This window comes from Roseibium aggregatum IAM 12614, assembly GCF_000168975.1.
GTDB lineage: Bacteria > Pseudomonadota > Alphaproteobacteria > Rhizobiales > Stappiaceae > Roseibium > Roseibium aggregatum.
This window is the reverse complement of sequence record NZ_AAUW01000001.1, coordinates 156,188-174,076: the sequence shown is the minus strand read 5'-3', so window position 1 is coordinate 174,076 and position 17,889 is coordinate 156,188. Positions and strand designations below refer to the sequence as shown.

General features: G+C 59.6%; 18 protein-coding genes. 7 read left to right on the top strand and 11 right to left on the bottom strand.

All coding sequences use genetic code 11. The annotated features are described in order from the left end of the window. The first annotated feature begins 305 nt into the window (after nucleotides 1-305). Entirely contained in the window at nucleotides 306-611 is a 306-nt protein-coding gene (locus SIAM614_RS00765) for a DUF3088 domain-containing protein (RefSeq protein WP_006931280.1), read from the top strand. A gap of 33 nt (nucleotides 612-644) precedes the next feature. On the opposite strand, the gene SIAM614_RS00760 is transcribed toward SIAM614_RS00765, so the two are convergent. Beyond that, nucleotides 645-1,163 (bottom strand): peptide-methionine (S)-S-oxide reductase, encoded by a 519-nt coding sequence (locus tag SIAM614_RS00760; protein ID WP_006931278.1) that lies wholly within the window; start codon nucleotides 1,161-1,163, stop codon nucleotides 645-647. A gap of 292 nt (nucleotides 1,164-1,455) precedes the next feature. On the opposite strand from SIAM614_RS00760, the gene SIAM614_RS00755 reads away from it, so the two are divergent. Next, on the top strand, nucleotides 1,456-2,004 hold the full coding sequence (locus tag SIAM614_RS00755; RefSeq protein ID WP_006931277.1) for a GNAT family N-acetyltransferase: 549 nt from the start codon (nucleotides 1,456-1,458) through the stop codon (nucleotides 2,002-2,004). A 246-nt stretch (nucleotides 2,005-2,250) separates the two neighbouring features. Here SIAM614_RS00755 and SIAM614_RS00750 read toward each other — a convergent pair whose 3' ends face one another. The 3 genes from SIAM614_RS00750 to SIAM614_RS00740 form a co-directional block, all read right to left on the bottom strand. After that, on the bottom strand, nucleotides 2,251-2,478 hold the full coding sequence (locus tag SIAM614_RS00750) for a DUF2783 domain-containing protein (RefSeq protein ID WP_006931275.1): 228 nt from the start codon (nucleotides 2,476-2,478) through the stop codon (nucleotides 2,251-2,253). Between the two features lie 3 nt (nucleotides 2,479-2,481). Next, nucleotides 2,482-4,092 (bottom strand): FAD-dependent oxidoreductase, encoded by a 1,611-nt coding sequence (locus tag SIAM614_RS00745; protein ID WP_006931269.1) that lies wholly within the window; start codon nucleotides 4,090-4,092, stop codon nucleotides 2,482-2,484. Nucleotides 4,093-4,166: 74 nt separating this feature from the next. After that, on the bottom strand, nucleotides 4,167-4,709 hold the full coding sequence (locus SIAM614_RS00740) for a VOC family protein (protein WP_006931263.1): 543 nt from the start codon (nucleotides 4,707-4,709) through the stop codon (nucleotides 4,167-4,169). A gap of 215 nt (nucleotides 4,710-4,924) precedes the next feature. Here SIAM614_RS00740 and nthA point away from each other — a divergent pair, with 215 nt between their 5' ends. The 4 genes from nthA to SIAM614_RS00720 are packed head-to-tail and all read left to right on the top strand — an operon-like array spanning nucleotide 4,925 to nucleotide 7,026. Continuing rightward, the gene (nthA, locus tag SIAM614_RS00735) at nucleotides 4,925-5,566 is read left to right on the top strand and encodes a nitrile hydratase subunit alpha (protein ID WP_006931260.1); all 642 of its coding nucleotides are present in this window, start codon (nucleotides 4,925-4,927) and stop codon (nucleotides 5,564-5,566) included. Beyond that, nucleotides 5,563-6,225 carry a nitrile hydratase subunit beta gene (gene nthB / locus SIAM614_RS00730; RefSeq protein WP_006931258.1) on the top strand — a complete coding sequence of 221 codons (663 nt, stop codon included), beginning with the start codon at nucleotides 5,563-5,565 and terminating at the stop codon, nucleotides 6,223-6,225. Before nthA ends, nthB begins: the two co-directional genes overlap by 4 nt. After that, nucleotides 6,209-6,565: a nitrile hydratase accessory protein gene (locus SIAM614_RS00725; protein ID WP_229597924.1), complete on the top strand. Its 357-nt coding sequence runs from the start codon at nucleotides 6,209-6,211 to the stop codon at nucleotides 6,563-6,565. The genes nthB and SIAM614_RS00725 overlap by 17 nt, the downstream gene beginning before the upstream one ends. Nucleotides 6,566-6,573: 8 nt before the next feature. Next, entirely contained in the window at nucleotides 6,574-7,026 is a 453-nt protein-coding gene (locus SIAM614_RS00720) for a methyltransferase family protein (RefSeq protein ID WP_006931256.1), read from the top strand. Between the two features lie 15 nt (nucleotides 7,027-7,041). Here SIAM614_RS00720 and SIAM614_RS00715 read toward each other — a convergent pair whose 3' ends face one another. Next, the gene (locus SIAM614_RS00715; protein ID WP_006931254.1) at nucleotides 7,042-7,932 is read right to left on the bottom strand and encodes a LysR family transcriptional regulator; all 891 of its coding nucleotides are present in this window, start codon (nucleotides 7,930-7,932) and stop codon (nucleotides 7,042-7,044) included. Nucleotides 7,933-8,033: 101 nt separating this feature from the next. On the opposite strand from SIAM614_RS00715, the gene SIAM614_RS00710 reads away from it, so the two are divergent. Continuing rightward, nucleotides 8,034-8,321, top strand: coding sequence for a DUF1330 domain-containing protein (locus SIAM614_RS00710; protein WP_006931253.1), 288 nt, complete (start codon nucleotides 8,034-8,036; stop codon nucleotides 8,319-8,321). Between the two features lie 396 nt (nucleotides 8,322-8,717). On the opposite strand, the gene SIAM614_RS00705 is transcribed toward SIAM614_RS00710, so the two are convergent. The 6 genes from SIAM614_RS00705 to SIAM614_RS00680 form a co-directional block, all read right to left on the bottom strand. Next, nucleotides 8,718-9,311: a class I SAM-dependent methyltransferase gene (locus SIAM614_RS00705; protein ID WP_006931252.1), complete on the bottom strand. Its 594-nt coding sequence runs from the start codon at nucleotides 9,309-9,311 to the stop codon at nucleotides 8,718-8,720. 62 nt (nucleotides 9,312-9,373) lie between these two features. Continuing rightward, a complete protein-coding gene (locus SIAM614_RS00700) occupies nucleotides 9,374-10,552 on the bottom strand; it encodes an ABC transporter permease (RefSeq protein ID WP_006931251.1) in 1,179 nt (392 codons plus the stop codon). Then, nucleotides 10,549-11,574: an ABC transporter permease gene (locus SIAM614_RS00695; protein ID WP_040438674.1), complete on the bottom strand. Its 1,026-nt coding sequence runs from the start codon at nucleotides 11,572-11,574 to the stop codon at nucleotides 10,549-10,551. Before SIAM614_RS00695 ends, SIAM614_RS00700 begins: the two co-directional genes overlap by 4 nt. A 307-nt stretch (nucleotides 11,575-11,881) precedes the next feature. Then, nucleotides 11,882-13,768, bottom strand: a complete 1,887-nt coding sequence (locus SIAM614_RS00690) for an ABC transporter substrate-binding protein (RefSeq protein ID WP_040438671.1) — start codon at nucleotides 13,766-13,768, stop codon at nucleotides 11,882-11,884. Next, nucleotides 13,765-15,651, bottom strand: coding sequence for an ABC transporter ATP-binding protein (locus SIAM614_RS00685; RefSeq protein WP_006931248.1), 1,887 nt, complete (start codon nucleotides 15,649-15,651; stop codon nucleotides 13,765-13,767). Before SIAM614_RS00685 ends, SIAM614_RS00690 begins: the two co-directional genes overlap by 4 nt. A gap of 289 nt (nucleotides 15,652-15,940) precedes the next feature. Further along, on the bottom strand, nucleotides 15,941-17,785 hold the full coding sequence (locus tag SIAM614_RS00680; RefSeq protein ID WP_006931247.1) for an adenylate/guanylate cyclase domain-containing protein: 1,845 nt from the start codon (nucleotides 17,783-17,785) through the stop codon (nucleotides 15,941-15,943). Between the last annotated feature and the right edge of the window lie 104 nt (nucleotides 17,786-17,889).

Sequence of the window (17,889 nt, the reverse complement as noted above, 5' to 3'; positions counted from 1 at the left end):
GGTGAGACGCGCAAGACGAGGGCAAATAATTGTGCATCTCCCCGGACAGGCAACGTGCAGATCCGGGGCCTACTCGCAGTACCGCATTCTGACACCGACGATTTGCCCCGGATACCCTATTGAGCCTCTGGAAACGAGTGCGTCCCGGGTCTCCCTGCGGTCGCCCTGGGTGACCTTCGAGGGGCGATGCACTCCTACCAGATGGTCTTCCTTGTCAAAATGGATCAGGTGCTTGCAGCTTGGGCGGGTCTGCCGCATAGCTGCGCCAAATCCAAATCCGGTGAGTCGACGCAAAGGCCCAAGGCATGAAAGACACGCTCTACATTCTCACCCCGGGCTTTGAAGATCCCGCATATCCCGGCAAGACCTTCTACTGCTGGCATTGCGCACTGATGGAAGGCGTGCTCGCGTCTTTTCCGGATCTTGCAGACCGTCTCGACGTTCGGCGCATTGCATGGCCGAAACCGCGTCGGGACGTTGCCGAGCTTCTGGGAGAAGACAATCAGTCCCTGCCAGTGTTGATCCTGGCTGAAGGTGGTTTCATCAATGACAAGGATGCGATCCTTGCCGCCCTCACCGAGCGCCATGGCTTTCCGCATCCCCATCCCTGATCGGGAAACGCCAGACCTGCAGTTTGTCCTGCCTTACTCGGCCGCTTCCAGCCGTTCCGGCTTCAGGACATCGGCGTATTGCTTGCGCAAGAGAGCGAGTTTCGGGTCGATATAGGTCTTGCAGAACGGGCGCTCCGGCCCCTTCGCGTAATAGTTCCGGAACTGTTCGCCGGAGGCCTTGAACTCGGCAAGTGTCAGCACGCGCGTCACCAGCGGTTCGTCGAAGCCATGCTGCAAGGCACGCATCAGCCTTCCGACTTTCACCCCCGTACCTGCGTCATAGACATAAACAGCGCTGCGGTACTTGCCGCGCATCTTGTGGTGGGAGGTGCTGGAATGGGTGCGCAGATGGATCTCGAGCAGAACCTCCAGCGGCAGTGCGACCGGATCGAAGGTCACCACCACAGCTTCCGACCAGGCGTTTTCGGGCGGATCGGAGCGGATGAAGCCCTGTTCCACCTTCGAAATGCCCGCAATTGCCTGAAAGACGGCCTCGGTGCACCAATGGCATCCACCGCCCAGCCCGATTTTCACCCCGGCCTCCAATGTCATGATCGATGCTCCCAGTGTGACGTCCGGTTTTTCGTTTGCAAAACGGCTTGGCGGAGATTCCCCCAGAGGAGATCTTATGCCGGGAATTGACAGAGGACGCACAACAGAAGATTGTGAAGCATGATCAATCGCGCGACCCTTCATCTAACCGTGGTGCACATCGTCGTTCCTGCAGGGAACGCGGAGGGATCACTGTTGGCTGAAGAAGCCTAGCCGGATCGCATCGCAACCCTGCTTCGAGGAGCAGGGTTTGTCAGATGCCTGCTCTCTCGATCACATCCAAGAGAGCAACATGAGTACATCAGACACAACAGCGGGGTTTATCCCTGTTTCCAAAGCAGACAACTGGCCCGAAGGCCTGGTCATTAGAGCTGAAAGACCGGAAGACGTGGACGGCCTGACCGTGCTGCAAGGTCTGCCGAGGTTCCGGGCGGGCACATTGCGCCTGCCCTATCCCAGGCGCAAGGACGTCGAGACCCGTCTGAGCCAGTCCTCACCGGACAAGGTGTCCCTTGTCGGCATCCTGGGCGGGAACCTGGTCGCGGCCGCAGGCTTTGCCCGTTCCGCCGGACGGCGCGGACATGCCGCCAGTCTGGGAATGGGCGTGCACGACGATTATTCGGGACGCGGGATTGGTCAGGCAATGCTGGGTGAACTGATCGAGATCGCAGACAACTGGATGAACATCCACCGGCTGGAACTGACGGTCTTTGCGGATAACGAACCGGCCGTCCGGCTCTATCAGAAGCTGGGCTTCGAGATCGAAGGCACCCACAAGGACTTTGCCTTCCGCTCCGGGTCGTTTGTCGACGCCTATGCGATGGCGCGGCTCAGGGTGTGAGTGAAAGGCGCCTGCTTCTGATCTCTTTCCTTGTCGTCCCGGTTTGCCGCGCAAGCGGCAAGACCGGGACCCAGTATCCGCGAGACCCGGCCGAAAACCACGGCGGGGTCAGCAGATTACTGGATCCCGGCCTTCGCTGGGATGACAAGTTACTCATGCCCGACACTGCAGAAAATCAAGGGTTTTGAAGCCATCCGGACAACAGCCACGGCAATGCGAACCACACGTTCTCCTACCCCCTTCTGCTCAGGCCGCTTCCCTTTTGTCTGCCGCCTTCGGATTGGCCGCGAAGTCGATGGCGGCTTTGAGGACATCCGGATCGCCGATCTGATTGGCGAGGATGAGGATCAGCCGCGCATTCATGCAATTGGCGTCTTCATCGCTCATATGGCGCTGGCTGGAGACCAGATACTCATAAAAGCCGTCGGGATCGGGCAGATTGCGTGTCAGGTTCAGCTTCAGATTTAGCGGCATGGCTCATGCGCCTCCCATCGCGGTCTTCAAGGCGGCTTCCACCTTGTTGTCGTTGAAATAGCGCCAGCGGGCAGCGACGTGCTGGTCCGGACGGATCAGGTAGACCGTGCCGGGGGCAGCGTCGTAACGGGCTGCAAGTGTTCCGTCCTTGTCCTGAAGGTCCTTGCCCACGCGCAGGACACGGGCCTTGACGTTGCCGGCCGTTACATCCTCCGCCGCTTCATCGCCAAAGATCAGCAGGGTGAACCCGTCGCCGATCTGGTTGAGGAACCAGGCCGCCTCGCCATTCACGCTTACCGGTGCGTCGGCGCAACAGGTGCCCGGGGTCATGTTGCCGGCAAAACTGGACTCGTCCGCAGTGTTGAGCGGGCTTTCCACATAAGGCGTCGGGGCAGACAGACGCCCGGAGTTCACCAGAGGTTTTGCAAAGTCGGTGACTTCCGAAAGATCCAGCACCGCATCACGGAACCTGCGCGAGGCTTCGTTCTTGGGCGTGATGAAGTCGGTTGACCGGGTCGAGTTCAACAGGTTGTCGTCTGCCGCAAAGGCCCTTTCCGTGTGGTAGCTGTCGATGAGGCTTTCCGGGGCGTCGCCGTCCAGCACCAGTTTCAGCTTCCAGCCGAGATTGTCGATATCCTGCACGCCGGTGTTGGCACCGCGTGCGCCGAAAGGTGAAACCTGGTGGGCGGCATCGCCCGCAAACAGCACCCGGCCATAGCGGAAGTTATCGATCCGCCGGCAGGCGAACTGATAGACCGAGGCCCATTCCAGCTCGAACTCCTTGTCCTCGCCCAACATCGCCTTGACGCGCGGAATGATGTTTTCCGGTTTTTTCTCTTCTTCCGGATCGGCCTCCCAGCCGAGCTGGAAGTCCAGCCGCCAGACGTCGTCGCACTGCTTGTGCAGGAGGGCCGATTGGCCTCGGTGGAACGGCGGATCGAACCAGAACCAGCGTTCGGTCGGGAAATCGGCCTTCATGATGATGTCGGCAATCAGGAATCTGTCCTGGAAGAACTGGCCGGAAAAGCCTGCCCCGACCATCTTGCGGGTATCGGAGTTGGCACCGTCGCAGGCAACCACCCACTCGGCTTCCATCTTGAAGACGCCGTCCGGCGTTTCAACGGTCAGAACCGCGTGGTCGTCGTCCTGTTGCAGGTTCAGGAGCTTGTGCTTCCAGCGCAGGTCGATGAGGTTCGATTTCTGCGCCTCTTCCACCATGTATTCCTCCAAATAATATTGCTGGAGGTTGATGAAGGCCGGGATCTTGTGGCCGTCTTCCGGCAGAAGATCAAAGGTGTAGGCAAGATCGTCGCGGAAGAAGACCTTGCCGATCTTCCATTCGATGCCCTTATCGATCATGCGCGTGGCACAGCCGAGCCTGTCCCAGATTTCCAGCGGACGCTTGGCATAGCAGACCGCGCGCGAGCCGATGGAAACGGTGTTGTTGTCGTCCAGAACGACAGTGGGGATGCCCCGTTGAGCGAAATCAAGCGCGGCCGTCAGGCCGATCGGCCCAGCGCCGATCACCACCACCTTGTGGCGCTTGACCGTACCGGCCTTTTGTTCTTCGGATTGCCGGTAGTCGTATTGCGGGTATTGATAGGTCTGAAACATTGGGCTCTCCTCCCAGATCCGCCAGGGCGGTTTCAATCGAACGGCATTTGCCGCAGTGGCGGCATGTGTCCTCCTCACACATCGGCAAGCTCTTTGGCATGCAGCCATTCAGCGTGTTTCGGAGCCCGTTTTGTCTTCGACCATTCCTCCAGCATCTCCCACTTGACCTTGTCCAGGCGAGCCAGGAGCTTGTCTTCCTCCGGATCCGGGCAAGCCAGTTCCACGCGGTGGCCGTTGGGGTCGAAGAAATAGATTGAATGAAAGATCGAATGATCGGTCACACCGAGAACATCGACGCCGTTCTTTTCCAGGTGGTCCTTGAACGCGACCAGCTCGTCCCGGTCCTTCACCTTGAACGCGATATGCTGCACCCAGCGCGGCGTGTTCGGGTCAAAACCCATTTCGGGTTTGGTCGGCAGTTCGAAGAACGCCAGAATGTTGCCGTTTCCCGCATCCAGGAAGACATGCATGTAGGGGTCGGGATCGTGGGTGGAGGGCACATGATCTTCGGCGATGGCCAGAACAAAATCCATGTTCAGCATCTTGCCGTACCATTCCACGGTTTCCTTGGCGTCCTTGCAACGATAGGCGACGTGATGCATCTTCTCGATCTTCATGGGACCGCTCCTCCAAATTAGTTACATATGCAACCATATAGAGCATCCGCCTCTGCGCCTTGATCTAAGTCAAATTGGTTACATATGTAACTTTCTTGACTGAGACCGATCCGAGATGACGGGCACCGCGTAATTCCGGACGACCACTTCGTGTTTGATTTGACAGGCCCTGACCTGCGTTCTCATATGAGGCACCTGCCAGCGAGGAGTTTTCCATGTCCGCTCACGACCACGATCATCCCCACGATCACGACCATTCCGAATTGAGCGAGATCGAGCTGCGTGTGCGCGCCCTGGAAACGCTGCTGACGGAAAAGGGGTACATCGATCCTCCTGCCCTGGATGAACTCATCGAGACCTACGAGACAAAAATCGGCCCCCGGAACGGCGCTCTGGTGGTGGCAAAGGCCTGGACGGATCCGGACTATCGGGAACGGCTGATGAAAGACGCAACGGCGGCCATTGCCGAACTTGGTTTCACCGGCCGGCAGGGCGAACACATGGTAGCGGTCGAGAATACCGACGACATTCACAACATGGTCGTCTGCACGCTGTGCTCCTGTTATCCATGGACAGTGCTGGGCCTGCCGCCGGTCTGGTACAAGTCTGCGCCCTACCGCTCCAGAGCCGTACGCGACCCGCGCGGCGTTCTGGCTGAGTTCAAGGTAGAACTGCCCGATGACACCGAGATCCGCGTTTGGGATTCGACGGCAGAAATCCGGTATCTGGTGATCCCGAAACGTCCTGCCGGAACCGATGGCTGGAGCGAAGAGCGCCTCGCCGATCTGGTCACCCGCAACAGCATGATCGGAACGGGCCTTGCCCTCGATCCTTCCTCCCTGGAGGACGCAGCATGAACGGTGCACAGGATCTGGGCGGACAGATGGGCTTTGGCCCCATTGAACTGGAAGAAAACGAGCCGAACTTTCACGCCAAATGGGAAGAACGCGCCTTTGCCGTGACATTGGCCATGGGCGCGACCGGATCCTGGACGCTGGATGCCTCGCGCTTTGCCCGCGAATCCTTGCCGCCGGTCACCTACCTCTCTTCCAGCTATTACGAGATCTGGACCCGCGGGCTTGAAAAACTCCTGCTCTCCAACGGTCTGGTCACGGAAGAAGAGCTGAAGGAAGGACGCAAACTTAAAGAGGCCAAGCCGATCAAGCGTGTGCTCTCGGCGGACGCTGTCGCCGGGGTCCTGGCGAAGGGATCGTCGGTCGACCGTGAAGAGCATCAGCCTGCCAGGTTCCGCACCGGTGACAGGGTTAAGACACGGCGCATGAACCCCGAACATCACACCCGCCTGCCCCGTTACGCCCGCGATGCCGTCGGCACGATCGAGGCCATTCACGGCGTTCACGTGTTTCCGGACACCAATGCCCACGGCGAAGGCGAACAGCCTGCCTGGCTCTATGGCGTCCTCTTCAAGGGCACTGACATCTGGGGGCCGGACAGCGATCCCAAGCTTACCCTGCGCATCGATCTCTGGGAGCCATATCTTGACCTTGCCCGCTGAGTATCTTGCCACGCCGCGCCTGCCGCTCGATGAAGACGGCGGCCCCGTGTTCAGCGCTCCCTGGGAGGCCCGGATTTTCGCCATGACGGTGAAGGCGCATGAAGCCGGTGTGTTTACATGGGGCGAATGGGCTGAGGCACTCGGCGCTGAACTTGCCAAGGATGGCGATGGCAGCGGCGAGACAGAGAGCTATTACGACCGCTGGCTGGCTGCCTTCGAGACCCTTCTCACGGCCAAGAACGTTGCCGCCGCAGGACAGCTTGCGGACTTGCGCAAGGCTTGGGACAAGGCTGCCAAAGCCACGCCGCACGGCAAGCCCATCGTTCTTGAGAACGCCTGAGCCGGACCATGCGCCTGCTGCTTCCCCCTCCGGTTGTCGTCGGGTTCGGGCTTCTTCTGCTTTATGCGGGGGCCAAACTGCTACCGGCGCTCAACATCACCTTCCCCGGACAGGTTGCACTCGCCCAGCTGTTTCTGATTGCCGGGCTGGCGATTGGCGGGCACGCCCTTTTTCGCTTCGTCCTGGCCAGAACAACCTTCAATCCGACGACACCGGACAAGGCCAAGGTGCTGGTGACCGATGGTTTTTACCGGGTGTCCCGCAACCCGATGTATGTCGCCGACGTTTTTCTGCTGCTGGCGTTCGGCCTGTATCTCGGTACAGCCACGGTCGTCGCCGTTGTGCCGACCTTCGTCTGGTACCTGACCCAATTCCAGATCAAGCCCGAGGAAGATCATCTGACGCGGCTGTTCGGCCAGGCCTACCTCGACTACTGCGCGCGCGTTCGCCGCTGGCTTTGAACCTGCCAACGTCCGTCAATTGCCGAGATAAAGGCCGCTCTTTTCCTTGAAGGCGTCCGCCGCAAAGCGCAAAAACGTGCGGATGCGGGCGACGTTCTTCAGGTCCGGATGGGTCAGTATCCAGATATCGAAGTAGCGGCTCGGCTCCACACCCGGCAGGCGGATCAAGTCAGGATCAGGATCGCCCAGAAAGCAGGGCAACCGGCCAATGCCCATGCCGGCACGCACCGCCGCATGCATCGTGATCATGTCGTCGGTCACCGTTGCCACCTCGCCGTTGGGGAAGCGCTCGCGCATTTCGCTCGGCACCTTGTTACCCCACCATTTGAAGGCGATGAAGGGCACGGCCTGCGATGTCGCCGTTTCGAGCGCTGCCTCCCGGTACCGTCGGGCAAAATCTTTCGAAACGTAGAAACAACGGTTCTGGCCGGTGGCGAGACGACCGAAGAGGCTTTCGTCCGGCTTGTCGGTGACACGCACCGCGATATCGGCCTCGCGCCGGTGCAGGCTCAGAATCTCGTTGGCCGCATTCATGGTAACGTCAATCGCCGGGTGTCGTTCCTTGAAACGGGCGACGATCTCGGCCAGTTGCACCTGGAAAATGAGCTGTGCCGCCGTGACCCGAAGCGGTCCTTCCAGTTCGGCATCCTTGGCGGCAATGCGCATGTCCAGCGCAAGCACTTCCGTTTCCATCCGGCGGGCGGCCTCAACCGCCTCTTCACCGGCGGTGGTTGGCGTGAACCCTTCGGGAAGACGGTCGAACAGACGCGCGCCAATCTCTTCTTCCAGCGCCGACAGACGCCGTGACACCGTCGAGTGCGTTACACCAAGGCTGCGGGCGGCCTTGGTCAGGCTGCCGGCATTGGCGATGGCGAGCACGAATTTCAGATCATCCCAGCTATACATGGCATGTGCATTTTTGCACAGTTCGATTACGAATTTGAAGAATTTTTCGCAAGATAGCCCTACGATAGGATTTCGGCATCTCAAGCACAGGAGACGATGAGATGTCCGTACAAGCCCTCGCCATGATTACCGTAACCGATCGGGAAGCGCTCGGCGCCTACCGGGAGAAAGCCGCAGACGCCCTCGCCCGCCATGGCGGCAGTGTCATTGCCGCCGATCCCGAACCTCTGGTTCTGGAAGCTGCCATCGATACGCCGAACATGGTCGCCCTGCTGGCCTTCCCCAGCGCGGATGCCGCAAAAGCCTGGCACCGCGACCCCGACCTTGCCAGCGTGCATGCGCTTCGCAACAAGGGCGGCAAGTCGACCATTGTCGTGCTGCCGGGGTGATAACGTCCCCCGGAGCCCCGCCTCCGGAGCAAGGATCGTGGGGTAATCTCAAGGGATGGGGAGCGGCGCCTGGAGCAAGCGGCCCATCCTTTGAGACAGTGCTCCGAGCTTACTCATTATCTGGCCTGAAGGTCGTGCCCTAGGCGACTGCTTCATCCACATTTGTCATTCCCGCGAAAGCGGGAACCCAGGACCCCGTGAGGTAGGAATTAGGTTTATAAAGCAACCTAATGAGATTACTGGATCCCCGCTTTCGCGGGGATGACAACTGAGAAGATCGCAAGTTCATAACAGGAACCACGACAACTTCGTCCTTCGACACTTTCGAATCAGACTCTCAGGATGAGGAAGCAGGGTCGTTTGTTATGTTCCGTGTTGGTTGCCGGGTGCCAGCCTTTACCGTACCGGCTTCACCAGCCTCATGCGCCAGGTGACGCCTTTCTTGTCGGAGACGAGGCGGTAGTCGTCGAGGACTTCCCATTTGCTGGTGTCGTCGGTTGCTTCCCAGAGCTTGTTGATCAGCTTGTTGGCACCTGACTCCGGCTTTTTCGGTGAATACATCGACAGGGCGATAACACCGTTTTCCTTCAGGAACGGGACGTAGCGGGCGACGACGGCAGCCGGATCATCCGCGAAGTGGAGAACCTCGTTGAAGACGATGGCCGAGAAGGTCTCGCCGTCCTGCGCCTCGAAGGTGTGCATGTCGCCTGCCCGCAAGCTGGCGATGGCCGGGTCGACATTGGCGATCTGCAGCGAAGCCGGGGAAAGATCCATGCCGACGTAGCGCTTGACGCCCATGGGCTGCAGGCGCTCATACAGCAGGCCTTCGCCGCAGCCGATGTCGAGAACCTCATCCATGGAACCGGTCAGGTTCAGCCACATGCCGATGATGCCATAGCGGCCGCTTTCAGGCAGCGAGCGCAGGAAGGCCCAGCGACCGGCTTCATATTCCTCGTCCCAACCTTCGGCGGTGGTGGCATTCTTCGACATAGTGACTTCCTAACAGCAAGGCGGGCCTGAACGGCCCGCCGGTTCTTCAGATTTCAGATGCATCACTTATAGGGATCTGCTGCGTCGCGCAAACCGTCACCGAGGAAATTGAACGCCAGCACCACGATGATGATCGGCAATACCGGGGCCATCAGCCACGGATAGACGGTGACCACCGAAATGTTCTGCGCTTCGTTCAGAAGAACACCCCAGGAAACAGCCGGCCGGCGCAGGCCGAGGTTCAGATAGGACAGAGCGGTTTCGCCAAGGATCATGGACGGGATCGACAGGGTCGCCGACGCAATGATGTGGCTGGTAAAGCCGGGCAGCAGGTGCCGCGTGATCACCCGCTTCGGCCTGGCCCCCATCAGGACCGCCGCCTTGGCGTATTCCTCTTCCCGAAGCGACAGCAGCTTGGATCTGACAGCACGCGCCAGCCCGGGCCAGTCGAGCAGGCCGAGGATGATCGTCAGGCCGAAATAGATCCAGACCGGGCCCCAGGTCACGGGTAGCGCCGCAGACAGCGCCATCCACAGCGGCAGTTCGGGAAGCGAGCGCAGGATCTCAATGGCGCGCTGGATCAGACTGTCGATCCAGCCACCGAAATAACCTGCAATCCCGCCGAAGAAGAGCCCGAGAACGATCGAAATGGCAACACCGATCAAACCGACGGTGAGCGACAGCCGGGCCCCATAGACGAGGCCGGAGAACTGGTCGCGGCCAAGGCGATCCGTACCGAGCAGGAACATCGTGCCGCCTTCTGCCGGGCAGACAAGATGGAACGAGGCCTCCCAAAGCCCCCAGAACTCGTATTTTGCGCCGCTGCAGAAGAAGCGGAGCGGCTGGACGTTGTTCGGATCGTCCTTGAACACCCATTGCAGGGTTTCCATGTCGATTTCCGACGTCATGCCATAGACGAACGGGCCAACGAAACTGCCGTCATGAAACAGGTGGATCGGCTGCGGCGGCGCATAAAGATGCATGCTGTCGCGGTTGTTGGCGCCATAGGGCGCGATCACCTCGGCAAAGGGCACGCACATATAGAACAGGATCAGGACCACGCCCGACCAGACCGCAATCTTGTGACGCTTGAACTTCCACCACATGATCTTCCACTGGGAAGCCTGGTAATAACGCTCCTGCTCGGCGGTCATTTCCTCGGTAACAGCGGGATTGAACGGCGTCGGATCGACGTAATGTTCCACCTCGCGCACAGGCGTGTTCTTCACGTCCATGGTCATGACGAGGCCCTCCCGCCGAGGCGGATGCGTGGATCGAGCACCGCCAGCAGCAGATCGGAAATCAGCATCCCGATCAGGGTCAGAACAGCAACGAACAGGAGAATGAAGCCGGACAGGAACTGATCCTGGGATTGAAGTGCGGCGACCAGAACCGGACCGACGGTCGGAAGGCTCATCACCACCGATACAATCACCGATCCGGAAACGAGCGAGGGGATCAGGTTGCCGATGTCGGCGATGAACGGGTTGATGGCCATGCGCAGGGGGTATTTCACCAGAAGCTGGTTTTCCTTGAGGCCCTTGGCCCGGCCCGTGGTGACATATTGCTTGTGCAACTCGTCCAGAAGGTTGGCGCGCAGGCGCCGGATCATGGCCGCCGTGCCCGAGGTCCCGATCACGATGGTGGGCACGATCAGGTGAGCCAGCACCGATATCGCCTTGTCGAAACTCCAGGGCTGATCGATGTATTGAGGATCCATCAGCCCGCCGACGGACAGGCCGAACCAGCGATTGAAAAAGTAGAGCAGAATGAGCGCAAGCAGGAAGTTGGGAGTCGCCAGACCGATATACCCCAGAAAGGTGAACCCGTAGTCGCCCCAGGAATACTGGCGGGTTGCGGAGAATATACCAATCGGGAAGGAGACCACATAGACGAACAGGATCGTCGCGAAATTCAGAACCACGGTCAGAGGCAGCGTTGGCCCGATCACCTGCTCGACCGGCTTGTCGAACTCAAAGGACCAGCCCCAATTGCCCTGGATAAGACCGTCGAACCCATGAGGCCCCGGCCAGAGGCCGACCCAGATCAGGTAGCGTTCCATAAAGGGTCTGTCGAGGGAGAACTCCTTGCGAAGGAACTCGAGCTTGGCGACCGACGAGCTTTCACCGGAAGATTTCAGGGCGGCAATCTGGTTGGAGATATAGTCACCGGACGGCAGCTCGATGATGAAGAAAGTCAGCAAACTGATCACCAGCAATGTGGGACCCATCATCAAAATACGTCGGACAATGTAATAGAGCACCTAAACTCCCCTCGGCCCCGACACTTTGCGCAGATCAGGCTCTGACGTCTGCACTCAAGGTCAACTTCGATTTCGATAATATGACGTTTTTCAAACAAGAGTCAGTCCCTCGGAAAACGTCTGGCGGAACGAACCGGATCAATATGTCCCGCCGTTCCTGTTGTCTCCGGTTCGGATGTCTTGCCAGCCCGGACACCAAGTCCGGCAGGTGCGCATCCGACCTCGGGCAACATCAGCCCTTCGCACTTGAATTCACCGGTCCGGCTGGTGTCTTCAGCCGGACCGGAAGAATGAACAGGGTTCGGGCTTATTCGGCCACGTAGAACTCATCCATGCGATGGATCCCGAAATGGGCACCCGGATCCCAACCATAGATACCTTCCAGCGGCACGTTCTCCAGGTCCTTGATCACCACCGGCTGGCGAACGCCGGACACGAGACCGATGTGAATGGTTTCGTCGGAATGGATCTGGAGCATTTCCTCCCAGATGGCGGTGCGCTCTTCCTTCGTTCTGGAGTTCAGCCAGGCGGTATAGAGTTCCATCAGGCGTTCGGCCGGTGCCCAGTCAGGCTTCTCACCGCCCTCACCCTGGGTTTCGTAATAATCGCCCCACTTGTGCCAGGAGAAGGCATCGCCGCGTACCGGCGCATAGTCTTCCGGCGGCATTTCGGAGGTCGGAATTCCGTTCTCGAAACCCCACCAGACCGACATCATCAGATCGCCGGTGATCGCACGCTCGCGCATGTTGTCGCGCTGGCTCGGCTTGGCAAACAGGGCGACGCCGATTTCCTTCCACATTTCCTTGACCAGTTCCAGGGCATCGTCCTGCACCTGTTCCTCGCCTGCGGTTTCCACGATGATCTCCAGCGGACGGCCATCGGGCAACAGGCGGATACCGTCACCGTTGCGTTCGGTCAGCCCGATCTCGTCCAGAAGCGCATTTGCCTGTTCCGGATCGTAATCCGCCCATTTGGTGGTGAATTCTGCCTTGTAAAGCGGGCTGGAGGCCAGAACGGTGTCGTTGCCCGGCGTTCCCAGGCCGAAAAACAGGACGCGGTTGATCAGGTTGCGGTCGATCCCGAGCGACAGAGCGTGTCGGAACTTGGTGTTGCGCATCAGTTCGCGCCAGACCGGATCCTTCACGGTCAGGTTCGGCAGGATCGAGATTTCCGCGCCTTTGGTGTTGGACCAGAGCGCGGTGACATAGCCATTGTCCTTCTCGCCCTTCTTCAGCACGGTGATGTCGGAAAAGCTGAGGTTGCGCGCCTGCAGATTGCTTTCGCCCGCCTGAGCCTTCGCCGGGATCAGCTTGCCGTCGGCAACGGTCATGATGACTTCATCGACATAAGGCAGCTGCTGGCCGGCGCTGTCGACCCGGTGGTAGTAAGGGTTGCGTTCCAGAACGAAGCGTAGGTCGCTGTCATCGCGTTTGCGCACCCACGGCTGCAGCGATGGCATGCCGACGTTCTGCGCGTTGTACATGTCGTCTTTTTTGTTGTGCAGCGGAGCCCAGCTTCGCGCCTTGACCTTTTCAGCTTCCTTGGCAATGAAATCCGGATCGCCGTATTTTTCGTGGAACTGCTTCAGATAATGGGCAGGACGATAGATGAACGGAGGACGGGACTTTGCCAGTTCCGGCAAGAACAGCGGGTTCGGGGTTTCCCAGGTGAAGCGGACGGTTGTCTCGTCCAGAACCTCGAATTTCGGCCCCTTGCCGTTGGACAGCAGGAACGGAGGCAAGCCGGCCGGGGTCAGATTTTCGTCGCTGACGATATCCTCGAAAAAATATCGGAAGTCCTCGGCACCAAAGGGATGGCCGTCAGACCATTTGTGGCCGGCACGCGTGTGGAGCGTGAAAATGCGTCCGTCCTCGACTTCCACATCCGCCAGGATGTCGGGCACAAGGTCCAGTTGCTCGTTATAGCCGACAAGACGGGCATAGCCCCAAACGTTGATCAGGCGGACATCCTTGGCCCGGCCAATCAACGTGTCGATCTTGCCTCCCGGTTTGCCGACTGTGCGGCCCTTGGCTTCAAGGTCGACAATCAGCGGTTCGGAGGGAACCCGTTCCGCCACGGGCGGAAGAGACGGGTCCAGACCCGGTGTTTCCTTCAGCTCCAGCGCGGCCAATGGCCCTGCTACCAGAGCTGCGGTCAGGAAAAGACCGGCTCTCAGGGAATTCAAAAACTTCATGCTGCAGTCCCCTCAAGCGCCCCGGCATTCTTCAGGCCAGGTGCGCAGACAAAGTGATCCGGTTCCATTTCCACCAGCAATGGCTCCTGGCCATCGGTCAATCGGAATGGTTCCGGCCATAATTGCGGCTCTGATGCCCTGTTGGCATCAAGAGCGGCAAAATCCAGTGGCGCCGACAGGTCCGGCTCGGGTACGGCCGAAAGCAGCGCCTTCGTATAAGGATGAAGCGGATTGCCGACCACCGTTCGGGTCTCGCCCATTTCCACAAGGCGTCCCCGGCACATGACGGCGATCCGGTCGGCGACATAATCGACGACGGCCAGGTTATGGCTGACGAAAAGATAGGTCAGGTTCAGGTCGCGCTTGAGATCCTGAAGCAGGTTCAGGATCTGTGCCTGCACCGAGACGTCCAGCGCCGAGGTCGGCTCGTCGCACAGGAGGAATTCCGGGTTCAGTGCAAGGGCTCGAGCAATGCCGATCCGCTGGCGCTGGCCACCTGAAAACGAATGCGGATAGCGGCGCAGGAAGCGCGGGTCGAGGCCGACCAGCTTCATGAGATTGCGCGCCCGCTCGGCCCGTTCCTGAGGCGTGCCGATGCCATGCACTTCCAAAGGTTCCATCAGCGTGTCGTTGATGGTCATGCGCGGGTTGAGTGATGAGAACGGGTCCTGGAAGATCAACTGTACGCGGCGGCGATAGTCCATCAGCTCCGCGCCCTTGAGCTTGGAAATATCTTCCAGACCCTTGCCGCGATTGTAGAGGACGCTTCCGCCCTCGATACCGATTGCTCTCAGGATCGCTTTCGCGGCTGTGGTCTTGCCGGAACCGGATTCCCCCACCAGGCCCAGGCATTCGCCCCGACGGATCGTCAGGTTGATGTTGTCGAGCGCGGTCATGGTCTTGACCTTGCCCCCAAGGAACGACCCCTTGCGGAGCGTGAACCGCTTGGTGACGTTCCGCATTTCGACCAGGGGATCACCGGGCTTGACGTCGCAGTGCGGACGATTGGCCGTCAGTTCCTCCGAGCGGACCTCGATAGGCCGGATCGGCACCAGCCGCTCGTCCCGGTCCATATGGAAACTGGGCACCGCGTTGAGCAGCGCCTTCAGGTAGTCGTGCTTGGGATTGGAGAACAGCTGCTGCGCAGTCCCTTTCTCCATGATGCGGCCATGATAGATCACCGCGATTTCGTCGGCCATGTTGGCGACCACGCCGAAGTCATGCGTGATCATCAGGACGGACATGCGCAGCTCTGACTGAACTTCGCGAATAAGCTTCAGAATTTCGGCCTGAATGGTTACGTCGAGCGCGGTTGTCGGCTCGTCAGCGATCAGCAGAGCGGGGCGGCAGATCATGGCCATGGCGATCATCGCGCGCTGACGCAGACCACCGGAAAGCTCAAACGGATAGGTATCGAGCGCGCGTTCGGGATCGGGGAACTGCACCAGGCTCAGCATGGTCTTGGTCAGTTCGCGTGCTTCGGAACTGGAAACATTGCGGTGAAGAAGCGCCGCCTCGCCGATCTGGTCGCCGATGGTGTGCAAAGGCGACAGCGACGTCATCGGCTCCTGAAAGATGATCGCCACCCTGTTGCCGCGCAGGTGCCGCATCTGCGGCCCCTTGCGCTCGAGCGCGGCAATGTCGACGGGTGGCTCGGCGCCCGTCGGGTCGGCCAGAATCACTTTGCCGGATGTAATGGATGCAGCCTGGGGCAAAAGACCCATGATCGTCTGCGATATAACAGTCTTGCCCGACCCGGATTCGCCCACCAGCGCGACTGTCCTGTTCTCAGGCACGACAAATGAAACATCGTCGACCGCCCGGACCTGACCTTCCGCCGTATTAAAATCTACCGTCAGTCCCTCAATCGAGAGAACATTCACCGCGCTTTTCCTCCCAGGCAAGGATTGTCTGACAGAGGCTTACTAAGCCCTCATTGCATTTGAAAGACAACCAAATTCGCCAGTGGATAGCAATGCAGGATTCAGGGAATGTAACTGTGATGTTCGTCACAGTTTGCAAGAGAAGACCGGTCTAGCCGCTCGATAAACGGGTGCAATCGGACAATAAAACGCGCTGGCCGATGGCGTCCGATTTCTTTTTTCTGCGTTCATCTGAACGTCAGGCAGACGGGAGAAACGCCTTGAAGGCCACGTGCCGGGCTGGCAGGAATCACTCCGCGGCAGACACCGGCCGCTCCTCGGACTTCTGCGCCGGGCTCGATTGCGGAAAAGGATCAAGCCAATAGACTTCCATCTGTCCACTTCGGCCACGCAGATGGTGCGCACCAACAGGCCGCTGGTGCGTTTCGCCCGGCAGACGAGCAACAGTGTCCGCACTTGCCAGGATCGTCACTTCCGGGCACTCGGGCACTTCCTTGCCAAGCGTCTGCAAGCGTTCTGCCGCGTTCACGGTGTCGCCGACCACGGTATAGTTCCAGCGATCGAGCGCACCGACATTGCCGACAACCGCCGGTCCGGTATGAATACCGATGCGCAGTGACATCGGCGGACGGCCTTCTGTGACAGCTTTCAGGTTTGCCTCATGGAGCGCGGTCGCGATCCGGCGTGCGGTTCTGACGGCTGCTTCAGCGTGATCCGGACGGGCGTCGGGAGCGCCCCAGAAGGCCAGCATGCCATCGCCAAGGAACTTGTCCACCGTGCCGCCCTCGCCTTCGACAGCCTCGACCAGGATGGCAAAATGCTCGTTGAGCAGGCTGGCGGTTTCTTCGGCGCTCAAGTGCTCGGAGAGGGCCGTGAAGCCGACAATATCAGTGAAGAGAATGGTGAGTTCGGCGCCACGCGCTTGCGCGGCGTCGCCGCCTCCCAACCGCATCAGTTTGATGAACAGCGACCGCGGCACATAGGTGTTCATGGCCTTGAGTCCCTCGACCATGGAATTGAACGCCAGCGCCACCTGATCGATCTCCGCAACACGGCTGCGCGGCAGCGGTTCAACCTCGTTGAGCGACAGACTGCCGATCCGCTTGGACTGAACCGCGAGATACCGCAGCGGACGGGCAACACGCCGCCCCATCCAGAAAGCAATCAGCACAGACACCACCAGCGCGCCGAAGCCGACGAACATGGAGCCGGCCAGCCGCCGAAGCTCCCGCGAGACTGTCGCGCTCAGGTAGTATTGGCCGACTGTCCAGGGCCGATCGCTGAAGCCGTCCAGCTGCGCCTTCATGACGATATATTCTTCGTCGTTGGCATCGACCGTGGATACGTCGATGCCGAGGTCAGCAGCCTTCTTGAATTCGTCCAGCTTTTCTTCATGTGCCATGGCCGCCAGCACGGGATCACCGATCGTCTGCCAGGACCCCGGAAGCTTGTCCTGAATGCTGCCGCCGGTCTGGAGCCAGACCGCGTCCGAATGCAGGATCACCTGATCCCCGTCGGCGATGATGAAGACGGTGTTGTCGCTGCCCTCGTCCTGGGCGGAAACGATATGGGCGAGCTCTTCCATCGACGTTGCTGCCGTCAGCATTCCGGCAAGCTTTCCGTCGCGCACCAGCGGCACCGACACATTCGCAAAGAGACCGACTTCGTGCTTGACGAGCGCACCCCATGTTGGCGGGCTGTCCACACTCAGTTGCGGCGTCTGCTGCATGTTCATGCCGGGCGGCGGGGCGTCGGTCTCGATCCGCCACAGTTTACCGTTCGGCGCCCGGTAGATCCCCAGTTTGCGTTTGTCCAGCGACGTCACCACCAGAGTGGTGATGTCATGATTGGATTTCAGCGCGATCGACAGGTCCTGCAAGGTTCTTTCAGCATCGTCAAAGCCGAGCGTGCCGTCATCAAAGTAGGGTTTCAGACCGACAATCGCGTTTTCGACAGACACGAAATGCGTCCGGAGCTGCGTTTCGAGCGCCTGGGTGCTCAGGATCGTCTTATCGTTGAGCAGGGAAAACGTATTGCGGAAGTTTGCGGAAACAGACAGGCCAAGAACGAGACCGATGGAAATCGCCACGAACGCACCGAACCCCAGCCCGACGATGGTCGTCAGGGGCAGCATAATCCGCCGTCCGGTGGGTTTCGAATTTTTCATCGGGCGGTGACCCTTGTTGCGAACAGGCAGCTTACCTGCAAGACGGTTTCCGTCAAATTAAGGCAAGCTTT

What these genes read in the sequence shown, in the direction of transcription:
- SIAM614_RS00765 (WP_006931280.1), top strand. Translation starts at nt 306, where the DNA reads ATGAAAGACACGCTCTACATTCTCACCCCGGGCTTTGAAGATCCCGCA.
- SIAM614_RS00760 (WP_006931278.1), bottom strand. Translation starts at nt 1,163, where the DNA reads ATGACATTGGAGGCCGGGGTGAAAATCGGGCTGGGCGGTGGATGCCAT.
- SIAM614_RS00755 (WP_006931277.1), top strand. Translation starts at nt 1,456, where the DNA reads ATGAGTACATCAGACACAACAGCGGGGTTTATCCCTGTTTCCAAAGCA.
- SIAM614_RS00750 (WP_006931275.1), bottom strand. Translation starts at nt 2,478, where the DNA reads ATGCCGCTAAATCTGAAGCTGAACCTGACACGCAATCTGCCCGATCCC.
- SIAM614_RS00745 (WP_006931269.1), bottom strand. Translation starts at nt 4,092, where the DNA reads ATGTTTCAGACCTATCAATACCCGCAATACGACTACCGGCAATCCGAA.
- SIAM614_RS00740 (WP_006931263.1), bottom strand. Translation starts at nt 4,709, where the DNA reads ATGAAGATCGAGAAGATGCATCACGTCGCCTATCGTTGCAAGGACGCC.
- nthA (WP_006931260.1), top strand. Translation starts at nt 4,925, where the DNA reads ATGTCCGCTCACGACCACGATCATCCCCACGATCACGACCATTCCGAA.
- nthB (WP_006931258.1), top strand. Translation starts at nt 5,563, where the DNA reads ATGAACGGTGCACAGGATCTGGGCGGACAGATGGGCTTTGGCCCCATT.
- SIAM614_RS00720 (WP_006931256.1), top strand. Translation starts at nt 6,574, where the DNA reads ATGCGCCTGCTGCTTCCCCCTCCGGTTGTCGTCGGGTTCGGGCTTCTT.
- SIAM614_RS00715 (WP_006931254.1), bottom strand. Translation starts at nt 7,932, where the DNA reads ATGTATAGCTGGGATGATCTGAAATTCGTGCTCGCCATCGCCAATGCC.
- SIAM614_RS00710 (WP_006931253.1), top strand. Translation starts at nt 8,034, where the DNA reads ATGTCCGTACAAGCCCTCGCCATGATTACCGTAACCGATCGGGAAGCG.
- SIAM614_RS00705 (WP_006931252.1), bottom strand. Translation starts at nt 9,311, where the DNA reads ATGTCGAAGAATGCCACCACCGCCGAAGGTTGGGACGAGGAATATGAA.
- SIAM614_RS00700 (WP_006931251.1), bottom strand. Translation starts at nt 10,552, where the DNA reads ATGACCATGGACGTGAAGAACACGCCTGTGCGCGAGGTGGAACATTAC.
- SIAM614_RS00690 (WP_040438671.1), bottom strand. Translation starts at nt 13,768, where the DNA reads ATGAAGTTTTTGAATTCCCTGAGAGCCGGTCTTTTCCTGACCGCAGCT.
- SIAM614_RS00680 (WP_006931247.1), bottom strand. Translation starts at nt 17,785, where the DNA reads ATGCTGCCCCTGACGACCATCGTCGGGCTGGGGTTCGGTGCGTTCGTG.